This window comes from Anaerohalosphaeraceae bacterium (assembly GCA_037479115.1).
In the GTDB taxonomy this organism is placed as follows: Bacteria; Planctomycetota; Phycisphaerae; order Sedimentisphaerales; family Anaerohalosphaeraceae; genus JAHDQI01.
Map to the genome: position 1 here is coordinate 180,034 of JBBFLK010000001.1, position 26,748 is coordinate 206,781.

Here is a 26,748-nt window from a genome sequence, read left to right on the forward strand (position 1 = left end):
ATGAAACAGCGTTTACACAAGCAGAGGGCAAAAGCGGATGGGGGGGGGGTCGCGGTGCTTTTGGCCCTGACCGCCTTTGGGGCCGGGTTTTTGGCGTACTGGTTTGTGGACCGCCGGTTTGTCCGGCAGCAGGTCCCGCAGGCCTATCGCTATTCCATCGAGGAATTGACGGCAATCGAACCATCCTGGCTGGTTTATCGGCAAAGCAGGCCGCCTATCGAAACGGCTCTTCTTGAGGCCGTTGCTATAGACGTGGATTCAGAGGGAGCCATTTGGGCCGCAGGGGACCGGAAGCTATTGCGGTTTAATTCGGACGGTCGAAAAGACACAGAGATTTCCCTGTCCGCCAAACCAACCGCTTTCAAAACCGTCGATGGAGTACTTTATGTCGCGATGACAGACCGCATTGAAACCTATTCACCAACCGGCGAGAGATTATCCGCCTGGGCACCGGTCCGGACGGCATTGTTTACTTCCATTGCGGTTGGGCCGGAGGATGTGTTTGCGGCGGATGCCGTCGGCAAGGTGATTCATCGTTTTGACAAACAGGGGAATGCTCTCGGACGCCTGGGGGAAAAGAATCCCTCACGAGGCATCGAGGGGTTTGTGATTCCCAGTCCGTATTTTGATGTCCTGATTGCTCACGACGGCCTTTTGCGGGTCAACAATCCCGGACGTCAGCGCATCGAGGCCTACACCTTCGACGGCCATCTCGAATGGCACTGGGGAATCCCGTCCGTGAAACTGGAGGGCTTCAGCGGCTGCTGCAATCCGATTGCCCTGGCCCAGCTGCCGGACGGAACCTTTGTGACCGGCGAAAAAGGGCTGGTTCGTGTCAAGGTGCATGATGACCACGGCCGTCTGGTCGGCGTCGTGGCCGGGCCGCAGCAGCTGGGCTGGAAGGGCCCCATTCGGGTTTGCCAGACCCCCGAGGAGTGCGGCAGCCGGGGACTGGATGTCGCCGCAGACGGGCAGGGGCGGATTTACGTGCTGGAACAGGTTCGAAATACCATTCTGATTTTCGAGAAAAACGAATGAATGATTGCAGAATTTCCGACGACGGTGCGGACATTTCGCGGCGTCTTTTTTTGAAGCAGGCGGCTCGGGCAGGTGTGTGGGCGGCTTTGGGGGCGCTGTCTGCTTTCTGGGTTCGAAGCCGGCGGACCGAGACCGGCTGCGCTCATCCGGCGATTGCGGATTGCCGCCGGTGCTCTTCGTTCCGGACCTGCTCACGGTCCGGGGCTGCTGAAAGAAAACTCTCTTCGGAGAAATTCGATGAATCATCCGCCCTCTGAACTTCTCAGCCGGCGCCGTTTTCTCAAAGACGGCCTCTGGACGGTTTCGCTGGGCGCTGCCGGGGCCGCTGCAGCGGCTTTGGCTTCGCGAAGCCGGGCGAAAGAATGGGTCTGGCAGATTGACCCCTACAAATGCATCGGCTGCGGCCGCTGTGCCACGCATTGTGTCTTAAGCGAGTCTGCGGTCAAATGTGTGCATGCGTTCGAGATGTGCGGCTATTGCGATTTGTGCACGGGCTATTTCAGTCCGGACCCCAAAGCCCTTCAGACCGGCGCCGAACATCAGTTGTGCCCGACCGGGGCAATCCGGCGGCGGTTCATCGAAGAGCCGTATTTTGAGTTTACGATTGATGAAAGCCGCTGCATCGGCTGCGGCAAGTGTGTGGTCGGCTGTGCCGCCTTCGGCAACGGGTCGCTGTTTTTGCAGATTCGCCATGACCGATGCCTGAACTGCAACGAGTGTGCCATCGGGCGGGTTTGTCCGTCCGGTGCGATTGTTCGGGTTCCGGCCTCGGCCCCCTATTTATTGAAGGTTCGCAATCCATGAGTCGTTTGGGACGGGCTGGAGTTTGGATGGGGCTGATTCTGTCGGCTGCGGCGGTGCAGGCGGCCGAGCGGTTTCCGCCGCCGCAGTTTGAGACTGATTACCAGATGCCGACGCTGACCACGCCGCTGCCGCGCGCCGCCGTGTGGGAGCTTGCGGATGTTGCGGTATTGGCTGCGGCCCTCGGGCTGGCTTCCTGGCTGACGTTGCGAAAGCGAAGTCGGCGCGGAATTGCGGTCTTGTCTGTGTTCAGTCTGCTGTATTTCGGCTTTTGGCGCAAGGGCTGCATTTGTTCGGTCGGTTCGCTGGGCAATGTTGTGCTGTCTCTGTTCGATTCTTCCTATGTGCTGCCGCTGACTGTTGCGGCCTTTTTCCTGCTGCCGATTCTGTTTACCCTGTTTTTCGGGCGGGTTTTCTGCGGGTCGGTTTGTCCGCTGGGGGCCATTCAGGACTGGGTGGTCTTTCGGCCGCTGGCTGTTCCGGCCTGGCTGGAAACGACTCTTCGGCTCGGGGCCTGGCTGTATCTGGCGGCGGCGGTGCTGTTTGCGGCAGTCGGGGCCGGGCTGCTCATTTGTCGATACGATCCCTTTATTGCGTTTTTCCGGCTGGGGTTCAATACTCCGCTGTGGCTTTTGGGACTTTTGTTTTTGGCAGTAGGGGTGTTTATCGCCCGTCCGTACTGCCGGTTTGTTTGTCCGTACGGGCTGCTGCTGCGGCAGGCGGGCCGTTTGGCTTTTTGGCAGGTGCGGATTACGCCGGACGAGTGCATTCAGTGCCGCTTGTGTGAGGATGCCTGCCCCTTTGGGGCCATCCAGCCGCCGACGGCGCCTTGGCCGGAGTCCATGCGTCCAGTCGAGCGGCGCCGTCTGGTGTTTTTGTTTGGGCTGCTGTTTGTTCTGATGGGTCTGGGCGGTTGGCTGGGCTACCGCGTACACACCGGACTGGCCGCCGGCCATCCGACGGTGGAACTGGCCCGGCAGGTCCGTCTTCGGCAGGCCGGACTGATGACGGAACCGACCGATACGGTCCGGGCCTTTGAAGTGTCCGGCAGAACCCTCCGGAGTCTCTGGGCTCAGGAAGCCGATGTCTTCCAGCGGTTTGCCTGGGGCGGGCTTTGGGCGGGAGCTTTTGTCGGCTTCGTCGCCGGCATTAAACTGATTCAGATAAGCATCCATTTCAAACGGACGGATTATGAGGCCGACCGGGCGGGCTGTCTGGCCTGCGGACGATGTTTTGCGTTCTGTCCGAGACATCGGATTTGGGAAACCGGCAAGCCGACCGACAGCGGAGAGACATCATGAACAATCACGATGAGTCCAAGTATCTTCTTCCGCAGAATCCGCAGTATCAGGCGGCGGTCAGTTCGCTGATTGTCTCGGCGGTTTTTTGGGCGGTTACGGCTCTTCTGCTGGTGATTCAGTTTTACCATTTGAAGGTGACGGACGAACGGCGCAGCCGGAAACTGGAGGCCCTTCGACATGTGTACCAGGCCGGAGGGGCGGATGAATCGCTGGCGGAGGAAATTCGGCAGCTCGACGTCCGCTATCGTCGGGACCATCTGGCGCGCCTTCAGTTCCTATATCGGGGCAGCGGGTTGTTTGTTTTGTTTGGTGCCGTTTTTGTCGGGACGGTTCTCTGGGTGCGGTCTTTCCATCAGAAGCCCCCGCATCCGGAGCCGCTCGAAGACCGAACGGCCGCACAGATTCAGGCCGCCCGCCGGGCACGCTGGGCGGTTTCCGCCGGAACAGCTGTTCTGGCTTCGGCGGCTCTTTTCTGGTCGTTTCAGGGGTCTCAAACCCCGCAGGAGTCTGCGGGTGCGGAGGAGTCCTCCGAGAGCCGTCCGGCATTTGCCTCCTGGGAGCAGATGAACCAAAACTGGCCGGTCTTCCGGGGTCCGCAGGGAGCCGGCATTTGTCGGTTTGACAATATCCCGACGGAATGGGACGGGGCCTCGGGGAAAAATATTCGCTGGAAGGTGCCGGTGGAGCTGCCCGGACACAATTCGCCGGTCGTCTGGGAAAATCGGATTTTTCTGACCGGTGCCGATGCAAAGCGGCAGGAGGTGTACTGCTTCAATGCCGAGGACGGCACACTGCTGTGGACCGGGCAGGTGCCCCTGGCGCCGGCAGACCAGCGGGAGGAAATGACCATTATGGAGGACACCGGCTATGCGGCCTCGACGGCGGCCGTAAACGGGGTATTTGTGGCGGCCATTTTTGCCGACGGCCAGGTTGCCTGTTTTGATTTGAACGGGCGAAGACAATGGGTTCGTTCGCTCGGTGTGCCCGCCAGCGCCTACGGGTACGCTTCTTCCCTGACGGTGTTTGAAAACCGCCTGATTATTCAGCTCGATCAGGATTACGAGCCCGGACGGAGCAAACTGATTGCACTGGATATCACCACCGGTCAAACACTGTGGGAGCGGGAGCGGCCGGTGCCCAATTCCTGGACATCCCCCACGGTGGTGGACTGGAACGGGCAGATGCAGATTTTAACCAGCGGCTCACCCTGGCTGATTGCCTATGATGCGGCGGACGGCCGGGAATTGTGGCGGCTGGATTGTCTGGGCGGCGATGTGGCGCCCACGCAGATTGCCGCCGCCGGACGAATTTTTGCGGTTTATCCTTATACCTATCTGGCGGCCGTCCGTCCGCCGCAGGCCGCTTCGGAGCAGGCACAGGCCGAACTTCTTTGGAAAGCCGAGGGCAGCATTCCGGATATCTGCAGCCCGGTCAGCGACGGCCGTCTGGTCTGGACGGTTGATTCGGAAGGCGTGCTGGAATGTTTCGACGTTCAGGACGGCAGCCGGCTGTACAGTCAGGACCTTCAGGCCATGTTCCAGGCCTCTCCGGTTCTGGTCGGCGATACCCTCTATCTGCTCAGCACCAAAGGGCGGATGATTCTGGTCAGGGCCGCCCGCACATTTGAACAAATCGGACAAAATGAGCTGCCGGAATCCTTTACCGCCTCGCCGGCCTTTGCACCCGGACGCATCTACCTGCGGGGCAGCCGGCACCTGTACTGCATTGAGAACCGGCAATGAATGCTTTGACGGAATCCTCTGTCCAGGAGTTTGTGGACCGGTGTGTCGAGCAAATCGGCAGCAGCCCGGACAAGACGCTGCCGCTGCTTCAGGCCGTTCAGAAGCAGTACGGCTATCTGCCCCCCGAGGCCCTGCAGCATCTCAGCCGACGGCTGGGGCGTTCGCCGGCCGAGCTGTGGGGGGTTGCAACGTTTTATGACCAATTTCGATTCAAACCCGCCGGTCGGCACCGCATTCGGGTTTGTGTCGGGACGGCCTGCCACGTCAAGGGAGCCGGAGAGGTGTTTGAGGCCTTTCGGCGGCATCTGCAGATTCCGCGGGAGGAGGACACCGATTCCCAGCGGCTGTTTACCGTGGAACAGGTGGCCTGTCTGGGCTGCTGTATGCTGGCGCCGGCCGTGCAGATTGATGATGTGATTTACGGCTACTTGTCGCCGGAGAAGGTGCCTTCTGTTCTGCGGGATTTCTTAAGCCAGACCCAGACGGGCGCAGGCGCGTCTGGACAAAAAGCGGTTTCCGGCGGAGACGGTGAAATACGAATTTGTCTGGATACGAGCTGCCGGGCGGTGGGAAGTCATCGGGTTTATCAGGCATTTGAGGACGTGATTCGCCGGGACCGTCTGGGGGTGCGGCTGCGTGACGTGTCCTGCCATGGGGCCTCCTATCTGGCTCCGCTGGTGGAGGTGGAGACTGGAGGGCGGATTTATCGCTACGGATGTGTGAAGCCCTCCGATGCCGAAGCGATTCTGCATCGGCATTTTCGCCCGCAGACCCTCACAGCTCGCATCGGCTCGGCAGTCCGCCGGTTTCTGGATACGCTGATTGAAGACCGGTTCGGCGAACCGCCCGTTCGATTTGAAACCACGATTCGGAATGAGGACTTGAGCGGCTATCTAAAGCCGCAGGTGCCGTTGGCAACGGATGGTGCCGGGCGGTCCGGCCCGCTGGATTGGGAGGATTTTCAAAAACAGGGCGGCCTGGAGGCCCTGCGAAAATGCCTGTTCGAAAAGAGCCCGCAGGAGGTTTTAAAAGATATTGAACAAAGCGGTTTGCGCGGGCGGGGCGGGGGCGGCTATCCGGCCTTTCGCAAATGGCAGGCCGTGCGGGACAATCCTGATACCCCCAAATATATTATCTGCAACGGTGACGAAGGCGACCCGGGCGCTTTCATGGACCGCATGCTGATGGAATCGTACCCGTTTCGGATTTTAGAAGGGATGGTCATTGCCGCCTGGACCGTCGGAGCCTCGCAGGGGTATCTGTATATCCGGGATGAATACCCGCTGGCGGTGGAGCGGATGAAAGAGGCCCTGAAGATCTTTTCGCAGCACGGCTGGCTGGGCGAGCACATCGGCGGCACGGATTTTTCCCTGCAGCTGGAGATTTGTACCGGCGCCGGGGCGTTTGTCTGCGGCGAGGAAACGGCGCTGATTGCCAGCATTGAAGGGCGGCGTCCGATGCCGCGGCTGCGCCCGCCGTACCCGTCTGAAAAAGGCCTGTGGGGCAAACCGACGCTGATTCACAATGCCGAAACCCTTTCCCTGGTGCCGGCGATTGTTCGGCAGGGGGCCGCCTCGATGGCCTCCATCGGAACAGCCGGCAGCCGCGGCACGAAGGTCTTTGCGCTGGCCGGAAAGGTCAGACGGGGCGGACTGGTGGAAGTCCCGATGGGGGTGACCATTCGGCGGATTGTCGAGGAAATCGGCGGCGGAACGGCCTCCGGAAAACCTTTCAAGGCCGTGCAAATCGGAGGTCCCTCCGGCGGCTGTATTCCGGCGTCGATGGCGGATATTCCCATCGATTATGATTCGCTTACGCAGGCCGGAGCGATGATGGGCTCCGGCGGGCTGGTCGTGCTCGATGAAAGCGACTGTATGGTGGAAATCGCCCGGTATTTTCTTGAGTTCACCCAGCGGCAGTCCTGCGGACGCTGTACGTTCTGTCGGGTGGGAACCAAACGGATGCTCGAGATTCTCGAGCGGATTTGCCGCGGCGAGGGAACAGCAGCCGACTTGGGCAAGCTGGAAACGCTGGGGCATCTGATTCAGGCCGGCAGTCTGTGCGGACTGGGTTCAACCGCCCCCAACCCGGTGCTTTCGACCCTTCGGTATTTTCGGGAGGAGTATGAAGCGCATCTGCAGGGCCGCTGTCCGGCCGGGCGATGTCGGGCGTTGATTCATTATACGATTACAGACCGCTGCATCGGCTGCACGCGCTGCGCCCAGCATTGTCCGGCGGGGGCCATTGAAATGCAGCCCTATCAGCCGCATCAGATTAATCAGGACAGATGCATCCGCTGCGGGACCTGCAGGGCGGTTTGTCCGGCGGATGCCGTGTGTGTGGAATCAGGACGATGATTACACTGACCATTGACAATCGAACGGTTCAGGTGCCGCCGGGAGCGACAGTTTTGCAGGCCGCCCAGTCCCTCGGCATTCCTATTCCCACCCTTTGTTATCGTCGGGATTTTGAGCCGTCCGCCAGCTGTATGGTGTGTGTGGTGGAGGTGGAGGGCTTCAGCGGCCTGATGCCTTCCTGTGCTTTGGCCGCAGAGGAGGGGATGCGGGTGCGAACGGATACGCCGCAGGTTCTGGCGGCTCGCCGGGCTGCACTCGAATTGCTCTTGAGCGACCATATCGGCGATTGTGAGGGGCCGTGCCGTTCGGGCTGTCCGGCGGGGATGGATATCCCGCGGATGATTCGCTATCTGGCTGCCGGAGAATGGACAAAAGCGATAGAGATTGTCAAAAGAGACCTTGCTCTGCCTGCGGTCTTGGGCCGCATTTGTCCGGCCCCGTGCGAAAGGGTTTGCCGACGCGCCCGTCAGGACCAAGCCGTTTCCATCTGCCTGCTCAAGCGGTTTGCCGCCGACAGGGATTTACAGTCCCCGACACCATATCGACCTATTTGCAGGCCCTCCAGCGGAAAGAAAGCTGCCGTTGTCGGGGCCGGGCCCTGCGGACTTTCCGCGGCGTATTATCTGGCTCGGCATGGGCATGAATGTGTGATTTTTGAACAAAAAGACGCGGCCGGCGGGATGCTTCGATGCCGCGATTTCCGGGAGAAACTGCCTGAAGAGATTCTCGAGCGGGAAATCGGGCTGATTTTTGACTTGGGGGTTTCTTTCCGCCCGAATCAGAAACTGGGGCGTGACATTTCTTTGGAGAATCTGCGTCGGGATTTTGATGCGGTTTTTCTGGCTCTCGGTGAAGGGGCGGCGGATGAGCATTTGGCATCCCGGCTTCGGATGAAGGATAGACACATCGAGGTGGACCATTCGACCCTTCAAACCTCGATGGAGGGGGTCTTTGCAGGCGGGGGGCTTATCGGAAGCCGACGTCTCTGTGTCAGGGCTGCTGCAGATGGCAAGCTTGCGGCCCTCTCTATTCACCAATATCTTACGGAAGGCAAAGCGGCGGGGGAACCCTCGGAGTTTCACAGCCGTTTGGGAACCTTAACGGAGGAAGAATGGCGGAAATTTGTCTCTTCAGCCGACTTGATACCTCGAGTCGAACCGGCTGACCCTCAAACGGGTTTTTCCGAACAGGAAGCGGCAAAAGAGACCCGTCGGTGCCTTCACTGCGACTGCCGAAAAAAGAAAAACTGCAAATTACGTCAACTTTCTACTGAACTGAAGCCCGTTGTCGGGACGTATAAGGGGCAGCGCAGACAATATGCGCGTGCAGATTCTCATTGGGAGGTTGTGTTTGAATCCGGCAAATGTATTCAATGCGGACTTTGTGTACAGGTTTTAAACAGAAACAAGGTTTCAGAAGGCCTGACCTTCCGCGGCCGGGGGTTTGGGATGCAGGTTTCCGCCGCTCTGGATGAGGCCCCTGATAAAGCGGCGGGGCAGGCGGCTCGTCTGTGTGTGCAGGTTTGTCCGACCGGTGCGTGGGCCTTGAAAAATCGATAGAACATATGGAGTGCAGCATTATGATGCAGAGTAAGCGAACGAGTTTTTTTGCGGCGGTCTGTTTTTTCCTTGGATTCATTTCGATAACACTTGCGGCGGACTGGCCGTGCTGGAGGGGCCCGAATCACGACGGCATTTCTTCCGAGACGGATTGGGACCCGATGGTTCTGTCTGATTCCACCAAGCCCCTTTGGACGGCTTCTGTGGGGACGGGGTTTTCCGCGGTTTCCGTTGCAGACGGCAAAGCCGTGACCATGGGTAATATCGGCAAAGATACCGATGTCGTCTGGTGTTTTGATGCTCAAACCGGCACACTCCTTTGGAAGCATACGTATGACGAACCCCTGACTCCTAATTTGTATGAGGGGGGACCCAATGCGACGCCGACCATTCATCAGGGAAAGGTCTATACCATCAGCAAGACCGGCAAGGTTTTCTGTCTGGACCTTAACAGCGGGGCGGTGATTTGGCAGCAGAATGCCGACCTCAAAAAGCCGGAGTGGGGCTATGCGGGTTCTCCGCTGATTGCGGGCGAACGCATTTTTCTGAATGCCGGTTCAACGGGTGTGGCCCTGCACAAAGAAACCGGTGCCGTCCTTTGGCAAAGCGAGAAGGAACCCTGCGGATATGCAACCGCCGTGCTTTTTCCCCGGCAAGACCGGTTTGAAGTCCTTCTGTTCAGCAAAGACCATTTGTACAGTGTTGCGCCGGAGGACGGACGCGTTTTGTGGGCGTATCCGTGGAAGACCAGCTGGGATGTTAATGCCTCCGACCCGGTTGTTTGGGGCGATGAAATCCTCATTACCTCCGGCTACAATCGGGGAGCTTCGGTTCTGAAGGTCACGCCGGAAGGGCCGAAAAAGGTCTGGGAAAACAAAAATCTCCGCTCGCAGCTTTCCGGTCCGATTCTGCTGGACGGCTGGGTGTACGGGATTGATGACAATCAGCTGGTTTGTCTGGACTGGAAGACCGGCCAGGTGCAGTGGACGGAAAAAAGCGTCGGCAAAGGCACGCTGACGGCGGCGGCGGGCAAACTAATTGTTTTGAGCGAAAACGGCCGCCTGATGATTGCTCCGGCTTCTCCGAAAGAGTTCTCCGTGATTGCCTCAGCCCCGATTCTTAAGGGCCGCTGCTGGACGATGCCGGTGTTGTCCAACGGTCTGATTTATGCCCGCAATGCCAAGGGTGATCTGGTCTGCATCGATGTTCGCCGCAAACCGGCTGCCTCGCTGCTGGATTCGCCGCCGGTCATTGCCGCTGTCGAGATGGCCGAGTCGTCTGCAGGGTCGGATTGGGCCTGCTGGCGGGGCCCGAATCGAGACAATCGAAGTCCCGAAACCGGCTTGCTGAAGGAATGGCCTGCAGAAGGTCCGGAATTGCTCTGGAAAGCCGACGATTTGGGCGACGGGTATTCATCGGTTTGCGTGGCTCAGCAAAAAATTTTTGTTACGGGGCTGAAAAACAGACGCGGCGTCCTCACCTGTCTGGATTGGGACGGCAATCGGCTCTGGACTGCCGATTACGGTCCGGAATGGACCGGCTCATTCCCGGGGGTGCGCGGGATGCCGGTTTGGGCCGATGACCTGCTCTATGTTCTCAGCGGCCAGGGTCGGCTTGTGTGTTTTTCACCCGAGAGCGGCCGGGAAAAATGGGCGGCGGAGCTGTACACCGACTTTCAGGGGCCTATGCCTCGCTGGGGGGTATCGATGTCTCCGGTTGTGGCGGAAGGGAAAGTCTTTGTGACCATCGGCGGCCCGAAAACCACCATGGCGGCGGTCGATGCCCAAAAGGGGCATGTGGTCTGGACAACGGACAGTTTGAATGATACGGCCTCGTACTGCACGCCGGCGATTTTTCGCTGGGCCGGACGAACCATTCTGGCCGGGATGACGGAAAATTACCTTTTTGCCGTCGATGCCGCTTCCGGTCAGCTCTTTTGGAAATATCCGATGAAAGACTATATCAAAGGCCGCAACTGGGGGGTGCATCCCAATACCCCGATTTTTTATGAAGGGGGGCTGCTGTTTGTCAGCGGCTATGATATGGGCTCGATTAAGTTTACATTTACCCAGGACGGCTGGTCGCTTCAGCGGGAATGGACTAACCAGGAGTTCGACTGCCATCACGGCGGTGTCGTTTTTCATGATGGGTATGTGTACGGTTCAACATGGAAAGGAAATGAAGACGGCCTTTGGGCCTGTGTTGATTGGAAGACCGGTGAGCTGATGTACACCCAGCGATGGCACAACAAGGGCTCGATTCTCTGGGCGGATGGGCTTTTTTATGCCTATGCGGAAAAACCCGGCGTCATCGGTCTGATTAAGGCCGACCCGAAAGAATTTGCGCCCGTCAGCGAAATGACCATTACGCTGGGCGACAAGCAGCACTGGACGCATCCGGTCATCAGTCATGGGCGGCTTTTTGTGCGGCGGGGCAATACGCTGATGGTGTATTCTATCCGTCAGGATTCTCAAAAAAGAGCGTTGGTTATGGGGTAATTCCCAAGGATTCGGATTCATGAGAAAAGGATAGGTTTGGGAGGACATGGTGAAATGACTTCGCTTCGTTGTTTGACAGGGTTGGGGGTTCTTGCTGTGCTGGCGGCTGCTGCCCATGGGGCGTCTCTTTTTGTGGCCAATCATTCGTTTGAAATCCCGACAATCGACCCGGAGCAAAACCCTTTCTATGCTATCCCGGTGGCCCCATTTTGGGTGGAACTGGATTTGGACCCGCTTTATAGTTCCAATACGGGAACCTTCCTCAATCCTCCTCCCAACAGTCCGGCCGGAGACCATATTGTCAATGCACACGGGGCTCAGCTGGCCTTTCTGAACACGGCCTCCGGCAATGCCTTTCTTCAGACGCTTTCTTCGGTTTTTCAGGTCGGCCGGTCCTATCGGCTCCTGGTGGATGTCTGTCCTTCTATGCGGTTTCCGCCGCGTGCTGAAGAGCCGATGGATTATCTGAGCATCGGTTTTTATGCCGGTGCCGATGCCAATGATTTTCATACGGTGCTGGTTCCGGGCTCTGCGATTGTCCCCAACTATCTGCGGACATTTACGCTGTATCTGCCGACGGTTCAGGAAAGCGACCCCTGGGCCGGCAAGGCCGTCGGCATCGCCTTTCGCGCGGTCGGACAGGCCGGGGGATACTGGGATTTGGACAACGTGCGGGTCTATGAATATCCTCACCATCCGGACCTGAACGGGGACGGACTTGTGAATCTGGAAGACTTTGCCGTTCTCTCGGCCGACTGGCTCAAACAAACCTGGTCGATGTCCGACTTGACCGGCGACGGATTTGTGGATTTAGACGATTTCATTCTTTTGACGGACCTGTGGCTGCAGCAGGATGCAGAATGAAAAAAGAGCGGCTTCAACGGGGCAGGTGCGGTTTTACGCTGCTGGAACTGCTGACCGTGCTGGGGGTCGTGGTTCTGCTGGTTTCTATCTTGCTGCCTTCACTTCGCGCCGCTCGTCAGAGAGCCAAAAAGACGGTGTGTTTGTCCAATCTGCGCCAGGTGGGGCTGGCGATACGGGCCTATGCCTACGATTACAATGACACAATTCCCTTCGGCCCGGAAGGGCTGCCGATTATGGGGCATAATTTCTATACGGCCACCGGCAATGTTACCAGTCTTCTGTCGCTGCTGGACGGCCGCCCCGTCGGGTTGGGGCTTTTGCTGAACGGCTATTTGTCCGAGCAGCCCAAGGTCCTGTTCTGTCCGGGGGCCGACCAGCCCTCCGAGGCCGACAGGCAGCTGGCCAATGTCGGGCGCCGCCAGGCCCAGAGCGATTATTATTACCGCCACGCCTCGGTTGCCCTGCTGAGCGGCAAACCGGATACGTTTCACATCCGGCTCAGCGATTTGGGAAAAAACCGAAACGGCCGCCGCATTCGGGCGCTGGTGATGGATGTGCAGTTCCTGGTGCATCCGTCGCTGGAGGCCTTTGGGGTGTTTACCCGAACCAGTCATCTGCGGAAAACCGTCAATCTGCTGTATGCAGACGGGGCCGTCCGCTCCGCCGACAATTCCGACGACCGCTTTACGGTGGATGTCGGCGCTCGACCGTATGATGCCCTCGAGGAAATCCTCAAGCGGTTCGAACTGGCCGATGAATTCGACCTGTCCGGCAACTGAGATTCTCGGATTGAATTGTCCGGCTGCGTCTGCTACAATCTTCGGAATGGATGAAACGGCAACCATTCTGCTGGCGCACGGCGGCGGCGGTCGTCTGATGGAGGACCTCATCCGGCGGGTGATTGTGCCCCATTTCGGACAGCCGAACAAGCCGCTTCTGGATGCGGCTCGGGTCTTGGCCGGCACACAGCCGCTTTGTTTTACGACCGACAGTTTTGTCGTGCGGCCCCTGTTTTTTCCCGGCGGCGACATCGGCAAGCTGGCCGTCTGCGGCACCGTCAACGATTTGGCTGTATCCGGGGCTCGCCCGCTGGTTCTCAGTCTGGCCCTGATTATCGAAGAAGGGTTTCCTGTGGCCGATTTACAGGCCGTTCTGGCCGGGGCGGCTCAGGCGGCGCAGCAGGCGGGTGTGTCCATTGTGACCGGTGATACCAAAGTGGTTGAAAAAGGAGCGGCCGACGGTCTGTTCATCAATACCGCCGGCATCGGGCTGCCCTTAGAGAAGGCCCGGCTGGGGTTTGAGCGGATAGCCCGGGGCGATCGGATTTTGATTAACGGCACGCTCGGCGACCATGGAATGACCATTCTGTCCAAGCGCGGCGATATCCCGTTTGACGGAAATCTTGTGAGCGATTGCGCCTGCCTGAACGGTCTGATTGAAGAGCTGATTGAAGCCTGCGGGGACGGGATTAAGTTTCTGCGCGACCCGACGCGCGGCGGGCTGGCGGCTGTTTTGAACGAAATCGCCTCCGGGGCCGGCGTGTCAATCGAAATTGAGGAAGCGGCGCTGCCGGTTGAGCCGGCGGTTCGTGCTGCTGCGGAAATGCTCGGGCTGGACATCCTCCATATTGCCAACGAGGGCAAGGCGGCGGTTGTTGTTTCGGAAGAGGCAGCCGGCAAGGCCCTCGAGGTTTGCCGAAAGCATCCGCTGGGCAAACGGGCGGCCCTGATTGGACGAGTCTGCAAATCCGACGGGGTTCCGATGGTGGAGCTGTGTACCCGCATCGGCGGACGACGGATTGTGCCGATGCCCTATGGACGCGATTTGCCGAGGATTTGCTGATGCACGAAACGGTTGTCGCCGAAAGTGTTCTTCGCACCATTCTGGAGCATGCCGAGAAGCTGAAGGCCAGACCGGTTCGGGCGGTTGTTTCCTGCGGACAGTTTAATGCCCTTAATGAAGAGGCAATGAAATTTGCTTTCGAAACGGCGGCGGCAGGCACAGTGTGTGAGGGAATGCTCCTGCAAATCCGTCAGATTCCGCTTCGGGCGGTCTGTCGGGCGTGTCGAACGGTTTTTGAGCTGAACCTGATGACCCCGCTTTGTCCGCAGTGCCGCAGTGAAGATTTTGAGATACAGCCGGATGCCCCGCTTTTGCTGGAAGAAATCGAGTTTGAGGACAAATCATGAAGGTTTCGCTGAATCAGAAAATCTTAAGCCGCAACGAAGAAGCGGCCGCCAAAAACAGACAGTTTTTTGCCGAACATAAGGTTTTTTGTCTGAATGTCATCTCTTCCCCCGGCGCCGGCAAGACCGCACTGCTCGAGAGAACCATCCGGGATTTGAAAGGGCAGTACGCCATCGGCGTTATCGAAGGGGATATAGAGACGGATAACGATGCCCGACGGATTCAGGCCGCCGGTGCCCGCGCCTTTCAAATCGAGACCAAAGGGGCCTGTCATTTGTCCGCCGAACAGGTCCAGAATGCCCTCAAAATGATTGATGCCCAAACGCTGGACCTTGTCTTTATCGAAAATGTCGGCAATCTGGTCTGTCCGTCCGCTTTTGATTTGGGCGAAAGCGGCCGTGTCGTCATTTTGTCTGTCCCGGAAGGGGATGACAAACCCGCCAAATACCCCGGAACATTTGCCGGTGCATCCGTCATTGTCCTTAACAAGATTGATTTGCTTCCCTATGTTCCCTTCGACCTTTCGCGTGTCCTGGCGGATATTCACACCGTCAATCCCCAGGCGCCGGTTCTGCAGCTGTCGGCCGCTACCGGCGAAGGGATAGACGCCTGGTACGACTGGCTCCGGCGGCATCTTGAAAAAAAGCAGCCGTAGGGCTATAGTACCCCGTCCGAAATTTCATTCAGACGAAAGCAGAATCCTTCGAAAGGTTTTTTATGGACAGTTTTCAATATAAAAAAGGTCGTTTATTCGCGGAAGATGTGCCCGTAGAGACCGTCGCACAGGCCGTCGGCACGCCGGTCTATATCTACAGCAAAGCGACGATTCTGGACCATTTTACCAAGATACAGAAGGCCTATGCGGGGCTGGAGACCCTGATTTGCTACTCGATTAAGGCCTGCGGGAATATTCATATCCTCCGCCTGCTGGCCCAGGCCGGCAGCGGCTTTGATATTGTCTCCGGCGGGGAACTGTACCGCGCCCGTCAGGCCGGGGCCGACCCGTCCAAAATCGTTTTTGCCGGCGTCGGCAAGACCGACAGGGAGATTCTGGATGCCCTCGAGGCGGGCATTGCCTATTTTAATATTGAATCGGAAGCGGAGCTGCAGAACCTGATTGACCTGTGCAAAAAGCACGGCAAAAAGGCCAAAGGAGCCCTGCGGGTCAATCCCGATATTCAGTATGACTCGCACAAGCACATTACAACCGGCGTGAAGGAAACCAAATTCGGCGTTGATATGGAACGGGCCAAGAAGGTTTTCTCCGAGTACGGACGCAATGGTGCGGTGGAATTGTCGGCCATTCATGTTCATTTGGGTTCCGGCGGCAAAACTATTGACCCATATGTGAATGCGGTTCAGAAGATTCTGCCGCTGATTGAGCAGCTTCGCCAAGAGGGGTTTCGGATTGACACGCTCGATTTGGGCGGCGGCTACGGGGCCGATTATGAAAGCGATACGGTACCTTCAGCGGCGGATTATGCCGCCGGTCTGGTGCCGCTGCTGAAAAAAGCAAACCTGAAGCTGATTCTGGAACCGGGCAAGAGCATCATTGCCAATGCGGCGATTCTGCTGACGAAGGTGCTGTACAAAAAGGTCGGCGGACAGAAAACCTTTGTGATTGTCGATGCGGGAATGAATGACCTGATTCGTCCCTGTCTGTATGAGGCGTTTCATTTTATCTGGCCGACTTCGGTGCCGGAACGTCTGATGCCGCCCGCCCGCGTCAAAGAACCCGCCATGCCCGGAATGGAAAAGGTCGATGTCGTCGGCCCCATCTGCGAAAGCACGGATTATTTCGCCAAAGACCGGCTTCTGCCGCCGGTGGAGCGGGGGGAGTATTTGGCGATTTTTACCGCCGGGGCCTACGGCTTTACCATGGCCGGCAATTACAACGCCCGTCCCCTCTGTGCCGAAGTGCTGGTGGACGGCAGCCGATTCGCCGTCATCCGCCGCCGCCAGACCTATGAAGACCTCATTGCACCGGAGAAAATAGACTTGTCCTGGCTGCCCGGTCAGCCCGCAAAATAATTTTTGCTTTCTTTTTCTCCCGCGGCTATACTCGCTCTCGCGTCCCAGGGAAGAGTCGGGGCATGGAGAGGAGTTTGCCTATGTTATCACGTTTGTATTCGGTGACGGTCGAGGGAATTGAAGGGGTGCTCTGTGAGGTGGAGGTGGATGTCTCCCGCGGCGGTTTTGAACGGCCGGTTATTGTGGGGCTGCCCGATACAGCTGTCAAGGAGAGCATCGAACGAGTCCGCAGCGCTGTCATCAACTCCGGTTTTCGCTATCCGGACACCCAATCTCTGATTAATCTGGCGCCGGCGGATGTCAAAAAGGTCGGTCCGGCTTTTGATTTGCCGATTGCCCTGGGGATTCTGGCCTGCAGCGGAGCCCTTTCGCCGGAAGCGCTGCGGGACTATGTCGTCATCGGGGAACTGGCCCTCGACGGGCGGGTACGTCCGGTAACCGGGGTGTTGAGTATGGCGATGACGGCGGCCGCCGGCGGCTTTTCCAAAATGATTGTGCCGCTGGACAATGCCCGCGAGGCCGCTGTAGTCAAGGATATCGAGGTCTTTCCGGTCGGCTCGCTGGCCCAGACGGCGGCCCTGCTGAGCGGTCAGCTTCCGATTGAGCCGACGACCGTGGATTTGGAGGCCCTTTTTGAAGAATGCGGAACCTACGAGGTGGATTTTGCGGATGTCAAAGGGCAGGAGTCGGTCAAACGGGCCCTGACGATTGCCGCGGCGGGCGGGCACAATCTGATGATGATTGGACCGCCCGGAACCGGCAAAACCATGCTGGCCCAGCGAATGGCCACCATTCTGCCGCCGATGACCCTGCCGGAGTCGCTGGAAACCACGCAGATTTATTCAGCGGTGGGGCTCCTGCCCAAAGATAAGGCGCTGATTGCCGCTCGGCCTGTGCGGGCTCCGCATCATACCGCCTCCGGGCCTTCACTGGTAGGCGGCGGGACTCATCCGCGGCCGGGCGAACTGTCGCTGGCCCATCACGGCATTTTGTTCCTCGACGAGTTTGCTGAATTTCCCCGCCACGTGCTCGAAATGATTCGCCAGCCCCTCGAAGAAGGGCAGGTAACGGTTTCGCGTGCCAAGGGGACGCTCCGTTTTCCGGCCCGTTTTATTCTGATTGCCGCGATGAATCCCTGTCCGTGCGGCTATTTCGGCACGGCAATGCGGCGGTGTCGCTGCACCCCGACGCAGATTGAACGGTATATGGCGAAAATTTCCGGTCCTCTGATGGACCGAATGGATATCCATATTGATGTGCCGCCGGTGGAGTTTCGAAAGCTTCGCTCCCGGCGCAGCGGCGACGGCTCCGCCCAAATCCGTCTTCAGGTTCAGCAGGCCCGGCAGATTCAGCGGCAGCGCTTTGATCATCCCTTTATGACCAATGCGGCGATGGGCCATAAGCAGGTCGAGCAGTTCTGCACGCTCGATTCGACCTCCGAGATGATGCTTCGTCAGGCGATGACGGAGTTTGCCCTTTCGGCCCGAGCCCACGATAAAATCTGCAAGGTTGCCCGAACGATTGCGGATTTGGAGGGGGCGGAAAACATTCAGCCGGCCCATATTGCTGAGGCCGTCGGCTATCGGAAACTGGATCGGAAGTTATAGACGGAGATTGAACCCTGACGGATGAACCGGACTTGATGGAGGCGCAGACAGACAATCCGGTACAGCCCCGACATTCCGTTTCGCCGGCGTTTCTTTTGATGGTGGTTCTGCCGCCTCTGGCGGCGGTTTGGCTGGTCAACCGCTTTGTGCCGGAGCCGCCGGATGATGCGTCTCGACTGGCCGCGGCAGTCAAGATGCGCAATCCGGAAGCCGTCCGGACGGCTGTTGAACGCCTGCGCACCGAACATCCGGCGTCGCTGCCGTACCATATCCTTTATGCGGAGACGTTTTTTCAGAAGGACGGCGGAGCTTCCTCCGTTTCGGCTCTTTTCGAAGAATATGCCGGCTGGCTGAATGATTCGGAGCCGAACCGCCGCGACATCGGACGGCTGGTTTATGCTCTGATTCATATCAAAACCGGTCAGCTCATTCAGGCATCCGCGTATCTGCAGCAGATTGAAAATCCGCATTGGCCGTATGTGCATCTTTTTCTGGGACAGGCCCTGGCCGGACAGGGAAACTATTCACAAGCCCGGGCGGCATTTGAAGCGGAAATTCAGAACAGAGGACATACCGCCGCGGCCGTCAAAGAACTGGCTGACTTATTTGAGAAAACCCAGGATTCGCAGTCTTTGCGTCGGCTTTGCGAGAATCCGCATTTCCGGGCTTTTCTGCCCGCCCCCACCGTCCGCCGTCTGGCCCTCCGGAACAGACAGCCCCTTGTGTATGCCGCCGCCGTTTTTCGGCCGTTTCGGCAGGCGGCTCATCCGACCGGGATTGCCGCCGCATTTTTCATTCTGCTTCTTTGGGTTGGGTTTCTGCGGCGTCTGGATTTGTTTGAGCCGGAAAAAGCCCGCTGGGTCTGGTTGACCGTTCTGATGGGAATGGCCGCCTTGCTGCTGGTCTTTCCTCTGGGGGATTTGCTTGCCGTTTCCTTTTCGCTCCGACTGAATGTCAGTGCCGGCAGAGATTTGCTGTATTGTATCGTGGCAATCGGTCTGGCGGAGGAGGCTGTCAAACTGCTGCCGGTGCTGGTCATCCTGCGCTTTACGAAAGAAATCAATGAATCGATTGATTATTTGATTTATGCCTCGCTGGGAGCCCTTGGGTTTGCCTTTCTGGAGAATATTCTTTATTTTGACCGTTCCGGGCTGTCCCTTGTGAAAACCAGAGCGATGATGTGCTGTGTGGGCCACATGTTCTATACTTCTTTGGTGATGTATGGAGTCATTTTGGCCCGCTATGGACGTACGGGCACCGTCCGGCGCAATGTTCTGTTCTGTTTTCTGCTGGCATCTTTCCTCCACGGATTTTATGATTTCTTTCTGATAAGTCGGTTTGTCTGGAAAGAGGCGCGGCTGATTTCGGTCGGGCTGGTTTTTCTGGAAGTGCTTTTGTATGTTCGGATGCTGAATAATGCGCTCAATCAGTCCAAGTATTTTGATGCGGCGCAGGCATCTCGGCTTTTTCGTCTGCGAGAGCGGCTCGGTGCCGGACTGGTTGGGGTGGTGATGTTGGAGTATCTGGCGGCGGCTCTTGCAGTCGGGCCGTCGCTGGCGTATGAGCAGTTTCGCGGGACTATTTCGTTTACGTGGGTACTGGTTTTCTTCTTTGCCTCAGCGCTGGGGACCTACAATCTGCGACGGGGTTTCTGGCTTCCGTGGCTGCGAAAACCGAAGCTGCCCACCCAAAATCTTGTTGCAGGAGAGCAGTTATGAAAAAGTCGGTTCGGATTATGCCTTGTCTGGACATGCAGAACGGACGCGTCGTGAAAGGCGTGCATTTTGTGGATATCCGGGACGCCGGCGATCCGGTCGCCTGTGCGCAGGCCTACTGTGAGGCCGGGGCCGATGAGCTGGCTATGCTCGATATTACCGCCACGGTGGAAAACCGCCCGACACTGCTGGAGGTGGTCCGCCGCACGGCAGAGGCGGTTACAGTTCCTTTTACGGTCGGCGGCGGCATTACGGATGCCGCTTCAGCGGAAGCGGTTCTGGAGGCGGGAGCGGATAAAATCTCCGTCAGCAGTGCGGCCTTCCGAAGACCGTCCGTCATCGGAGAAATGGTCAAAGAGTTCGGTCCCGAGCGCATCACTGTAGCCATCGACGTGGACCGCAATCCGGCTCTGCCTTCCGGCTATGAGGTCTATATTGACGGCGGCCGCACTGCCACCGGAACGGATGCCCTCGAATGGGCCAAACGTGTGGATGGGTTCGGCGTGTCCGTCATCCTGCCGACCAGCAAGGCCGCCGACGGGGCCAAAACCGGATATGATTTGCCGCTTATCGAAGCGATTGCACGAAATTGTTCCGCGGAAGTCGTCGCCTCCGGCGGAGCGGGTACGATGGAGCATTTCTATCAGGCCGTTCAGGCCGGGGCCTCTATCCTTCTGGCGGCCTCCGTTTTCCATTTTCACCTGATCGATATTCCCCAGTTAAAACGCTATTTAAAAAGCAAGGGAGTTCCGGTCAGTCTGTCGGAAAAATAGAGTTTTATCGGACAGAAATTTCCGACAGCGGCTTTTCAGGGGGGCTCTGGAAAAGAGGTTATCCGAAGGTCTTTTCCTGCCGATGGATGGATAGAGACTTCGAAGTCGAAGACTTTATCGGAGCATTGTTTCGAGGAGTAAGATATTTCGGATATGGCCGCCGTAAGCCGTTCATCTCGAACAGGGCCGATTCTGATTCCGGAGCTGGAACTGGAACACTTTCAGCCGCCGGTTTCGGAGCCCGGTCCGGTCCGCCATCCGGTCGGTTCCGTTCGGTTTGGCTGGGTAGGGGCCGGGGCGGCCGGCTGCTGTCTGGCCGAATGGTTTTCTCGTCTCGGCTATGAAAAGGTCATTGCTGTCAGTTCCGATGCGGCACATCTCAAATCGCTCAATCTGCCGGAAAACCAAAAATGTCTCTGGCCCGCGGCTCTTCCAAAACGTCTCCGTTTCGGCAGTCCGAAAGAATCTCCCCGTGCCATCGGACGGGATTTATTCGGGAGAATGGAAGAGGTCTTTGGGGAAGATGCAGATTTTCTGATGCTGTGCCTGTCAGAGGACGAATCGGAAAAGGGCGGTTTGGTTTGTTCCCTGATGGATGTGGTGAACAGCTATGCCCGTCTGCTCAGTTTTCGACGTCCGGGACGCACCGCAGGCATTTTTTTATTCGAATTGCCGCATCTTCTCAACAGGTTTCACGGCCTTATCCGGCCTATGGTAGCGGCCGGTTCGCAGGTCGGCGGCGGACGCAGACAGGCGAATGAGGATTTCCTCCGCCGCCGTGCGGAATTGTTTGCTTTGTTTAATCGGTTCAGCGCTCAGCCGACGCCCTATTTGACATTTGATTCCATGGATTATCTGGATGTCCTGACGGCGGGCGGCTGGACGGTGATGGGAGAAAGCCGGCTGTCTGAACCGCCCGACCGAAGCAGCATTTCCCGAGCGGTCCGGCAGGCACTCGAACAATGCACGCTCGGCGGCCGATTCTCCCTGAAGCAGACACAGGCGGCGGCCTGCCTGATGGTCGGCGGACAGGAGATGATGGCCGATATTCCGGGGCTGCCGGATGTGCTGCTGTATGGTTTCGATGTCCTGACAGCCCTGCTCGGACGAGCCCGCGTTCATCGGGGCATTTACGAGGACCAGGACCCCTCCCTTCGCATTTATGTCCTCCTGAGCGGTCTGCAGCCGCAGTCCTGATGGGTTTTTCTCCTCTTGTTTCTTTTCTTAAAAGCGGATAATCTGTCCAGTCGTTCTTTTCAGGAGAAGACGATGCGTGCGGTTGTTCAGCGGGTCAAAAAAGCCGTCTGCCGAGTGGACGGGCAGATCACCGGACAGATTCAGCAGGGGCTTTTGGTCTTTGTCGGCATCGGTGCGGAGGATGCCGATGCGGATGCCGTTTATCTGGCCGACAAGATAGCTCATCTTCGTGTGTTTGAAGACGCCGACGGACGGATGAATCGGAATGTGCAGCAGGTCGGCGGCGGCGTGCTTCTAATCAGTCAGTTTACGCTCTACGGCGATTGTCGCAAAGGCCGCCGGCCGGATTTTACCGCCGCCGCGGGCCCGGAGAAGGCCCGGAAGATGTATGAAGAATTCATTGAACTGCTTCGGGCGAAAGGCCTGACGGTTCAGACCGGCATCTTTGCGGCGATGATGGAAATCGACTGCCTTCAGGATGGGCCGGTGACAATTCTGCTGGACAGCCGGCGGCTTTTTTAATTCAGTATGTGATTCGAAAATCTTTCCAGTTCGGATTATAGACCATTGGGCTGATTTGCTTGTCCCGCAGATACCCCACGAAATGCTCGCTGATTTCATTCAGACAGCCCTGCACGGCTTCGGGGGAGCCCTGAAAGACCGCTTCCACCGTCCCGTCGGGAAGGTTTCTCACCCAGCCGGTCAGGTTGTACCGCTCGGCAATCCGACGCGTTGTATAGCGAAACCCGACTCCCTGCACCCGTCCGGAAAAGATAACATGTTCGGCAATCGGTTCCATCTCAATCCGCCCAAATCACACGCCCCTGTGCCCATTGGTAAAGGGCTTCCACCCGCTCCCGCATCGTAACTGACAGCGGGACCGTATTGCGCACCGATTCGAGGAGAAGATCTGTATCCACCTCTTTTTTCTGGTGGAAGGCCTTGTACAGAGCCGAGAGAACGGCCTGCTCAATCTCCGAACCGCTGAATCCTTCGGCCGCCTCCGCCAGGGCCTCCAAATCAAACTCTTCCGGCTTCCGCTTGCGTTTTTTCAGATGAATCGCAAAAATTTCCCGCCGTACCTCTTTGCCGGGCAGGCCGACAAAAAAGATTTCATCAAACCGGCCCTTTCGCAGCAGTTCCGGCGGCAGGGCCTCAATGTCGTTGGCCGTGGCCACCAGAAACACCGGCTGCTTGTGTTCCTGCATCCAGGTCAGCAGCGTCGCAAACATCCGTTTGCTCAGCCCGCCGTCCGTGCTTTGGCTGGCGGCGGAGGCAAACGCCTTTTCAATCTCATCAATCCACAAAATCGCCGGCGACATCGCCTCAATCTGGCGCAGCGCCTTTCGCAGGTTGTTTTCCGATTCGCCGATATACTTGTTGTAAAGGGTTCCGCAGTCGAGCCGAAAGAGCGGCTGACGCCACGCCGCCGCAATCGCTTTGGCACACAAACTCTTCCCCGCTCCCTGCACGCCGAGGATGAGAATCCCCCGCGGCGGGGTCAGTCCGAATTCAGCCGCCTGAGGACTGAAGGCCTTTTCGCGGGTTGCCAGCCATTCTTTTAAGTTTTTCATCCCGCCGATTTCGTCCAGCGTCAGGGGGGCCTCGACATATTCCAGCAGAGCATCGGCCTCCAGAAGGCGGCGTTTGCCGGCGATAATCCGGTTGACGTCCTCATCATCCAGCCGGTGGTCGCCCGCCACGGCCTCCTCCACCACCCGGCGGGCCTGGCGAATCGAAAGCCCCCGCAGATTCCGAATGATGGCCTTCAGGCCCTGTTTGCTTAAGCCGATTTCCAGCGGGGTTTTGTTGTGGATTTGACGCAGGGTATTTCGAAAAACGTTTTCCAGTTCTTCTTCACTCGGCAGCGACAGCTCAAACCGCCGGCTGTAGCTGCGGATGCACTCCGGCAGACAATCCTCCCCGTCAATCAGAATCAGAACATTCTGGTTAAGTTCAACCCGATGGATGGTGTCCCGCAGCATCCGCAGAATCAGATGAGACTGAAGATACCTGCCCAAATCCAGCGCAACGCAGAACGTGCGGGAAGGCAGGTTGCAGAACTCCTTGAGTCCCTCTTCCGGAGACGGGTTTTCCGTTTTGCCGCCCAGCACCGGGTGGAGGCCGTCTCGGCTGCCGCGTCCGACGGACCAAATCCGCATCTTCCAGTCCAGGATTTGAGCGGCCTTGCGAATGAGCTCGAGGGCCTGATGCTCCTCATAGGTGACAATCGAAAGGCAGCTGACCCCGCCTTCCACCAGCCGGAGCAGTTCCTGAACATCATTCATCGCTGTTTCTGACTTGGCCATCCTGATTGGTATGGTACCGGCGGACCGCAAAATTTCAAGTTTTTTCATCGGCGGCTTCGGGCGGCTTTTTCCGAGAACTGCGGCCGGACAGGGACCGTAAGAATATATTGTGAAACATGCGAAAACAAAACGATGGTTTCTGTGGTTGTGCTGTGTTTGGCCGATGATTTCGTCGGCACACGCTCGCAGGGAGGCCGCCATGATTCCCTATTCGCTGACAAAGTACGCACAAACAGTCCTGAAAATCCAGGACCCCAATCAGCTCCTATCGCTGCCGGCGGCGACCTTTGGGGCCGGCTGCTACTGGGGTGTTGAACAGGCCTTCCGTGAGGTTCCCGGTGTGGCCGCGACGGCCGTTGGGTTTATGGGCGGACGAATCGAAAATCCGACGTATGAGCGGGTCTGCCGCGGCGATACCGGCCATGCGGAGGTTGTTCAGCTGCGATATGACCCCAATGCGGTTTCTTATATTCAGCTGCTGACGGTCTTTTTTGAAATCCACAATCCCACCCTGAAGAACCGCCAGGGCAACGACATCGGCACACAGTATCGCTCGGTCATTTTTATCCATAATCCGGAACAGGAAAAAGCCGTCCGGACAGCTATAGCCGATTTAAACAAAAGCGGCCGGTATCGTCGGCCGATTGTTACGGAAATTGTTCCGGCCGGCACATTTTGGCCCGGTCCCGAATCCCACCAGCGCTATTTGGAAAAGAATCCGGCGGGCTATTGTCATATTCACTTTCCGGTCCCTGTTATCGAAGAGCTGAAGAAATCTGTCCCCGCCGAGCCCAATCAGGTTCCTTCAAAAAAGGAAGATTGACTTTTTGACAGCAGTGCCGTTCAATCTGCGGCCATGAAATACAAAGGAATCCTATTTGATTTGGACGGTACGCTGGTCGATACGCTCGAGGATTTGACCGATGCAATGAATTGGGGCCTTCAGCAGCTCGGTTTTCCGACGCATTCGCCCCAGGCCTGCCGAGAGATGATTGGCTACGGCACCCGCGAATTTGCCCGCAGGGCCTTGCCGGCCGGTCAGGAGCATTTGACCGAACGGCTCCAGTCTTTGATGCTGAACTATTATCACCATCATTGTCTTGAGAAGACCCGTCCCTATGACGGTCTGCAGGAGGTTTTGCCTCGTTTGAAACAGCTGGGGGTGCAGCTGGCGGTCATCTCCAATAAAAACCATCCCCAAACGGTCAAGATTGTCGAGTATTATTTCGGTCCGCGTACCTTTGATTTTATTTGCGGAATGTCGGACTCTTTCCGTCCCAAACCCGCCCCTGATATGGCTCTGGCGGCTCTAAATGCCCTTTCGCTAACCCCGTCACAAGTCCTTCTTGTAGGCGATAGTGATATGGATATCCTCACGGCTCGTGCCGCCGGCATAGAGCCCGTCGGCGTCAGCTGGGGATTTCGTCCTGTCGAACGGCTCAAAGAAGCCGGGGCGGCGAAGATTTTAAATCATCCTCAGGAAATTCTCACCCTGTTGTAATTGGGGTTGACGTTTAAGGTTTGGTTTTTTACAATAATGAAAGAAGGATGCTCCCGCGAGAAATTCACCGCTAAAGGGTTCTTTTTTGCAGAAAGTGAAACCACAGGGGTCGGCGGGGAGAAACTATGCGCGACCCATGTCAATTTTGTCATTGGCGGGCCCGGAAGGAGAAGTTTCCGAAGACGAAAACCCCTCATTCAGGCGAAAATCACATTTTGAATCCAGTTGAGGAGGAACCGCCAAACCGGTCTTTTGTTTTTGGGGGATGGACGGAGGTCATCGAGAGTCACTCGGATGCCCTGTTTCTTTTTGACGAACAATTTTCCTGTCTTTATGCCAATCGGTCGGCTGTCTCTTTTCTGCGGCAATGCGGACAGGGTCGAAAATCCTGGAATCTTTGCGACAGGGCTCAGAACCAGCCGGAGCCGTTTGCTCTCTGGCTTCAGAAAGTTCAGCAGATTTTCCGCACAGGCAGACGAGCCCAATTCCTTTCTGAATTGAGGCATCAGGAGCCAATGAAAATCCTGCAGACGGAATGCATTCCCGTTCGAGATTCCACCCAAAAGGTTCACGCGGTTATCCTTTTGTGCCGAGACATTACGGAATACAAAAAGATGCAGGAACAGCTGGCGGAGCAGGAAAACAAATACAAAGAACTGTATAATCAATCCCCGATCGGTCTGTACCGAACGCGGGTCAGCGACGGCAAGCTGCTTGAATGCAACAGAGCCCTGGCGGATTTATTGGGCTACAGCAGCGTCGAAGAGTGTACGGCGGAGCATTATTCGGTTCATCATTATGTCCAGCCGCAGCAAAGGCAAATCTTGTTAGAGCGTCTGAAGAAAGAGAAAAAAATCACGGGCTTTGAAATCCAGGTTCGCCGGGAGGATGGAAAAATTATTTGGGTGGAAATAACAGCAGAGCTCTATCCGAACGAGGGGTATATTGAAGGGGCGATGAGGGAGATTACCGCGGCCAAGATTCTTACGGAGACAGAGAAGAGGATTCTCGAACTTGTCATGCAGGGCAAAAGCAGCCGACAGATTGCCAGAGAGATGTTTCGCTCTGTACGAACCATTGAAGACCATCGTGCGCACATTATGCACAAACTGAATGCCCATAATCTGGTGGAATTGGCGGCAGCAGCCCGATCATTGTCAAAACAAAAATAGACAAAAAAGAGGTATGATGGTTTTTATAGAAAATCCCGTAGTTTCCACGATTGTTAGGTCGGCGGAGTTCGGTTAATCTTAAACATAATAGGTTAT

24 protein-coding genes are annotated in these 26,748 nt (G+C 57.2%); 22 read left to right on the top strand and 2 right to left on the bottom strand.

From position 1 onward, the window contains the following. The 19 genes from WHS88_00700 to dtd all read left to right on the top strand — a co-directional run bounded on the left by WHS88_00700 (position 1) and on the right by dtd (position 22,192). Complete coding sequence (locus tag WHS88_00700) at positions 1–1,038, top strand: hypothetical protein (GenBank protein MEJ5258691.1); 1,038 nt, start codon at positions 1–3, stop codon at positions 1,036–1,038. Further along, the gene (locus tag WHS88_00705; GenBank protein MEJ5258692.1) at positions 1,035–1,295 is read left to right on the top strand and encodes a twin-arginine translocation signal domain-containing protein; all 261 of its coding nucleotides are present in this window, start codon (positions 1,035–1,037) and stop codon (positions 1,293–1,295) included. The genes WHS88_00700 and WHS88_00705 overlap by 4 nt, the downstream gene beginning before the upstream one ends. Continuing rightward, positions 1,276–1,842, top strand: a complete 567-nt coding sequence (locus tag WHS88_00710) for a 4Fe-4S binding protein (protein ID MEJ5258693.1) — start codon at positions 1,276–1,278, stop codon at positions 1,840–1,842. Before WHS88_00705 ends, WHS88_00710 begins: the two co-directional genes overlap by 20 nt. Further along, on the top strand, positions 1,839–3,140 hold the full coding sequence (locus tag WHS88_00715; protein ID MEJ5258694.1) for a 4Fe-4S binding protein: 1,302 nt from the start codon (positions 1,839–1,841) through the stop codon (positions 3,138–3,140). The genes WHS88_00710 and WHS88_00715 overlap by 4 nt, the downstream gene beginning before the upstream one ends. Next, complete coding sequence (locus tag WHS88_00720) at positions 3,137–4,882, top strand: PQQ-binding-like beta-propeller repeat protein (GenBank protein ID MEJ5258695.1); 1,746 nt, start codon at positions 3,137–3,139, stop codon at positions 4,880–4,882. Before WHS88_00715 ends, WHS88_00720 begins: the two co-directional genes overlap by 4 nt. After that, positions 4,879–7,239 carry an NAD(P)H-dependent oxidoreductase subunit E gene (locus WHS88_00725; protein ID MEJ5258696.1) on the top strand — a complete coding sequence of 787 codons (2,361 nt, stop codon included), beginning with the start codon at positions 4,879–4,881 and terminating at the stop codon, positions 7,237–7,239. Before WHS88_00720 ends, WHS88_00725 begins: the two co-directional genes overlap by 4 nt. Beyond that, entirely contained in the window at positions 7,236–8,798 is a 1,563-nt protein-coding gene (locus WHS88_00730) for a 2Fe-2S iron-sulfur cluster-binding protein (protein ID MEJ5258697.1), read from the top strand. Before WHS88_00725 ends, WHS88_00730 begins: the two co-directional genes overlap by 4 nt. Positions 8,799–8,818: 20 nt before the next feature. Beyond that, entirely contained in the window at positions 8,819–11,296 is a 2,478-nt protein-coding gene (locus WHS88_00735; GenBank protein MEJ5258698.1) for a PQQ-binding-like beta-propeller repeat protein, read from the top strand. A 54-nt stretch (positions 11,297–11,350) separates the two neighbouring features. Next, a complete protein-coding gene (locus WHS88_00740; protein ID MEJ5258699.1) occupies positions 11,351–12,160 on the top strand; it encodes a hypothetical protein in 810 nt (269 codons plus the stop codon). Next, positions 12,157–12,939, top strand: coding sequence for a prepilin-type N-terminal cleavage/methylation domain-containing protein (locus WHS88_00745; protein MEJ5258700.1), 783 nt, complete (start codon positions 12,157–12,159; stop codon positions 12,937–12,939). Before WHS88_00740 ends, WHS88_00745 begins: the two co-directional genes overlap by 4 nt. Beyond that, complete coding sequence (gene hypE / locus WHS88_00750; protein MEJ5258701.1) at positions 12,914–14,002, top strand: hydrogenase expression/formation protein HypE; 1,089 nt, start codon at positions 12,914–12,916, stop codon at positions 14,000–14,002. The genes WHS88_00745 and hypE overlap by 26 nt, the downstream gene beginning before the upstream one ends. Further along, entirely contained in the window at positions 14,002–14,349 is a 348-nt protein-coding gene (locus WHS88_00755; protein ID MEJ5258702.1) for a hydrogenase maturation nickel metallochaperone HypA, read from the top strand. The genes hypE and WHS88_00755 overlap by 1 nt, the downstream gene beginning before the upstream one ends. After that, a complete protein-coding gene (gene hypB, locus WHS88_00760) occupies positions 14,346–15,002 on the top strand; it encodes a hydrogenase nickel incorporation protein HypB (GenBank protein ID MEJ5258703.1) in 657 nt (218 codons plus the stop codon). Before WHS88_00755 ends, hypB begins: the two co-directional genes overlap by 4 nt. A 62-nt stretch (positions 15,003–15,064) precedes the next feature. Next, the gene (gene lysA / locus WHS88_00765; GenBank protein ID MEJ5258704.1) at positions 15,065–16,378 is read left to right on the top strand and encodes a diaminopimelate decarboxylase; all 1,314 of its coding nucleotides are present in this window, start codon (positions 15,065–15,067) and stop codon (positions 16,376–16,378) included. A gap of 80 nt (positions 16,379–16,458) precedes the next feature. Further along, positions 16,459–17,985 carry a YifB family Mg chelatase-like AAA ATPase gene (locus tag WHS88_00770; protein MEJ5258705.1) on the top strand — a complete coding sequence of 509 codons (1,527 nt, stop codon included), beginning with the start codon at positions 16,459–16,461 and terminating at the stop codon, positions 17,983–17,985. Positions 17,986–18,020: 35 nt separating this feature from the next. Further along, the gene (locus WHS88_00775; protein ID MEJ5258706.1) at positions 18,021–19,703 is read left to right on the top strand and encodes a PrsW family glutamic-type intramembrane protease; all 1,683 of its coding nucleotides are present in this window, start codon (positions 18,021–18,023) and stop codon (positions 19,701–19,703) included. After that, positions 19,700–20,473: an imidazole glycerol phosphate synthase cyclase subunit gene (locus WHS88_00780; GenBank protein MEJ5258707.1), complete on the top strand. Its 774-nt coding sequence runs from the start codon at positions 19,700–19,702 to the stop codon at positions 20,471–20,473. Before WHS88_00775 ends, WHS88_00780 begins: the two co-directional genes overlap by 4 nt. Positions 20,474–20,626: 153 nt before the next feature. After that, entirely contained in the window at positions 20,627–21,670 is a 1,044-nt protein-coding gene (locus WHS88_00785; GenBank protein MEJ5258708.1) for a hypothetical protein, read from the top strand. 72 nt (positions 21,671–21,742) lie between these two features. Then, positions 21,743–22,192 (top strand): D-aminoacyl-tRNA deacylase, encoded by a 450-nt coding sequence (gene dtd, locus WHS88_00790; GenBank protein ID MEJ5258709.1) that lies wholly within the window; start codon positions 21,743–21,745, stop codon positions 22,190–22,192. 1 nt (position 22,193) lies between these two features. Here dtd and WHS88_00795 read toward each other — a convergent pair whose 3' ends face one another. After that, positions 22,194–22,469: an acylphosphatase gene (locus tag WHS88_00795; GenBank protein MEJ5258710.1), complete on the bottom strand. Its 276-nt coding sequence runs from the start codon at positions 22,467–22,469 to the stop codon at positions 22,194–22,196. A gap of 1 nt (position 22,470) precedes the next feature. After that, entirely contained in the window at positions 22,471–23,958 is a 1,488-nt protein-coding gene (locus tag WHS88_00800) for an AAA family ATPase (protein ID MEJ5258711.1), read from the bottom strand. Between the two features lie 220 nt (positions 23,959–24,178). On the opposite strand from WHS88_00800, the gene msrA reads away from it, so the two are divergent. From msrA to WHS88_00815, 3 genes are all read left to right on the top strand, one after another. Continuing rightward, complete coding sequence (gene msrA / locus WHS88_00805) at positions 24,179–24,802, top strand: peptide-methionine (S)-S-oxide reductase MsrA (protein ID MEJ5258712.1); 624 nt, start codon at positions 24,179–24,181, stop codon at positions 24,800–24,802. A 33-nt stretch (positions 24,803–24,835) separates the two neighbouring features. After that, complete coding sequence (locus tag WHS88_00810; protein ID MEJ5258713.1) at positions 24,836–25,480, top strand: HAD family hydrolase; 645 nt, start codon at positions 24,836–24,838, stop codon at positions 25,478–25,480. Between the two features lie 215 nt (positions 25,481–25,695). Next, the gene (locus WHS88_00815; protein MEJ5258714.1) at positions 25,696–26,652 is read left to right on the top strand and encodes a PAS domain S-box protein; all 957 of its coding nucleotides are present in this window, start codon (positions 25,696–25,698) and stop codon (positions 26,650–26,652) included. Positions 26,653–26,748: the final 96 nt, after the last annotated feature.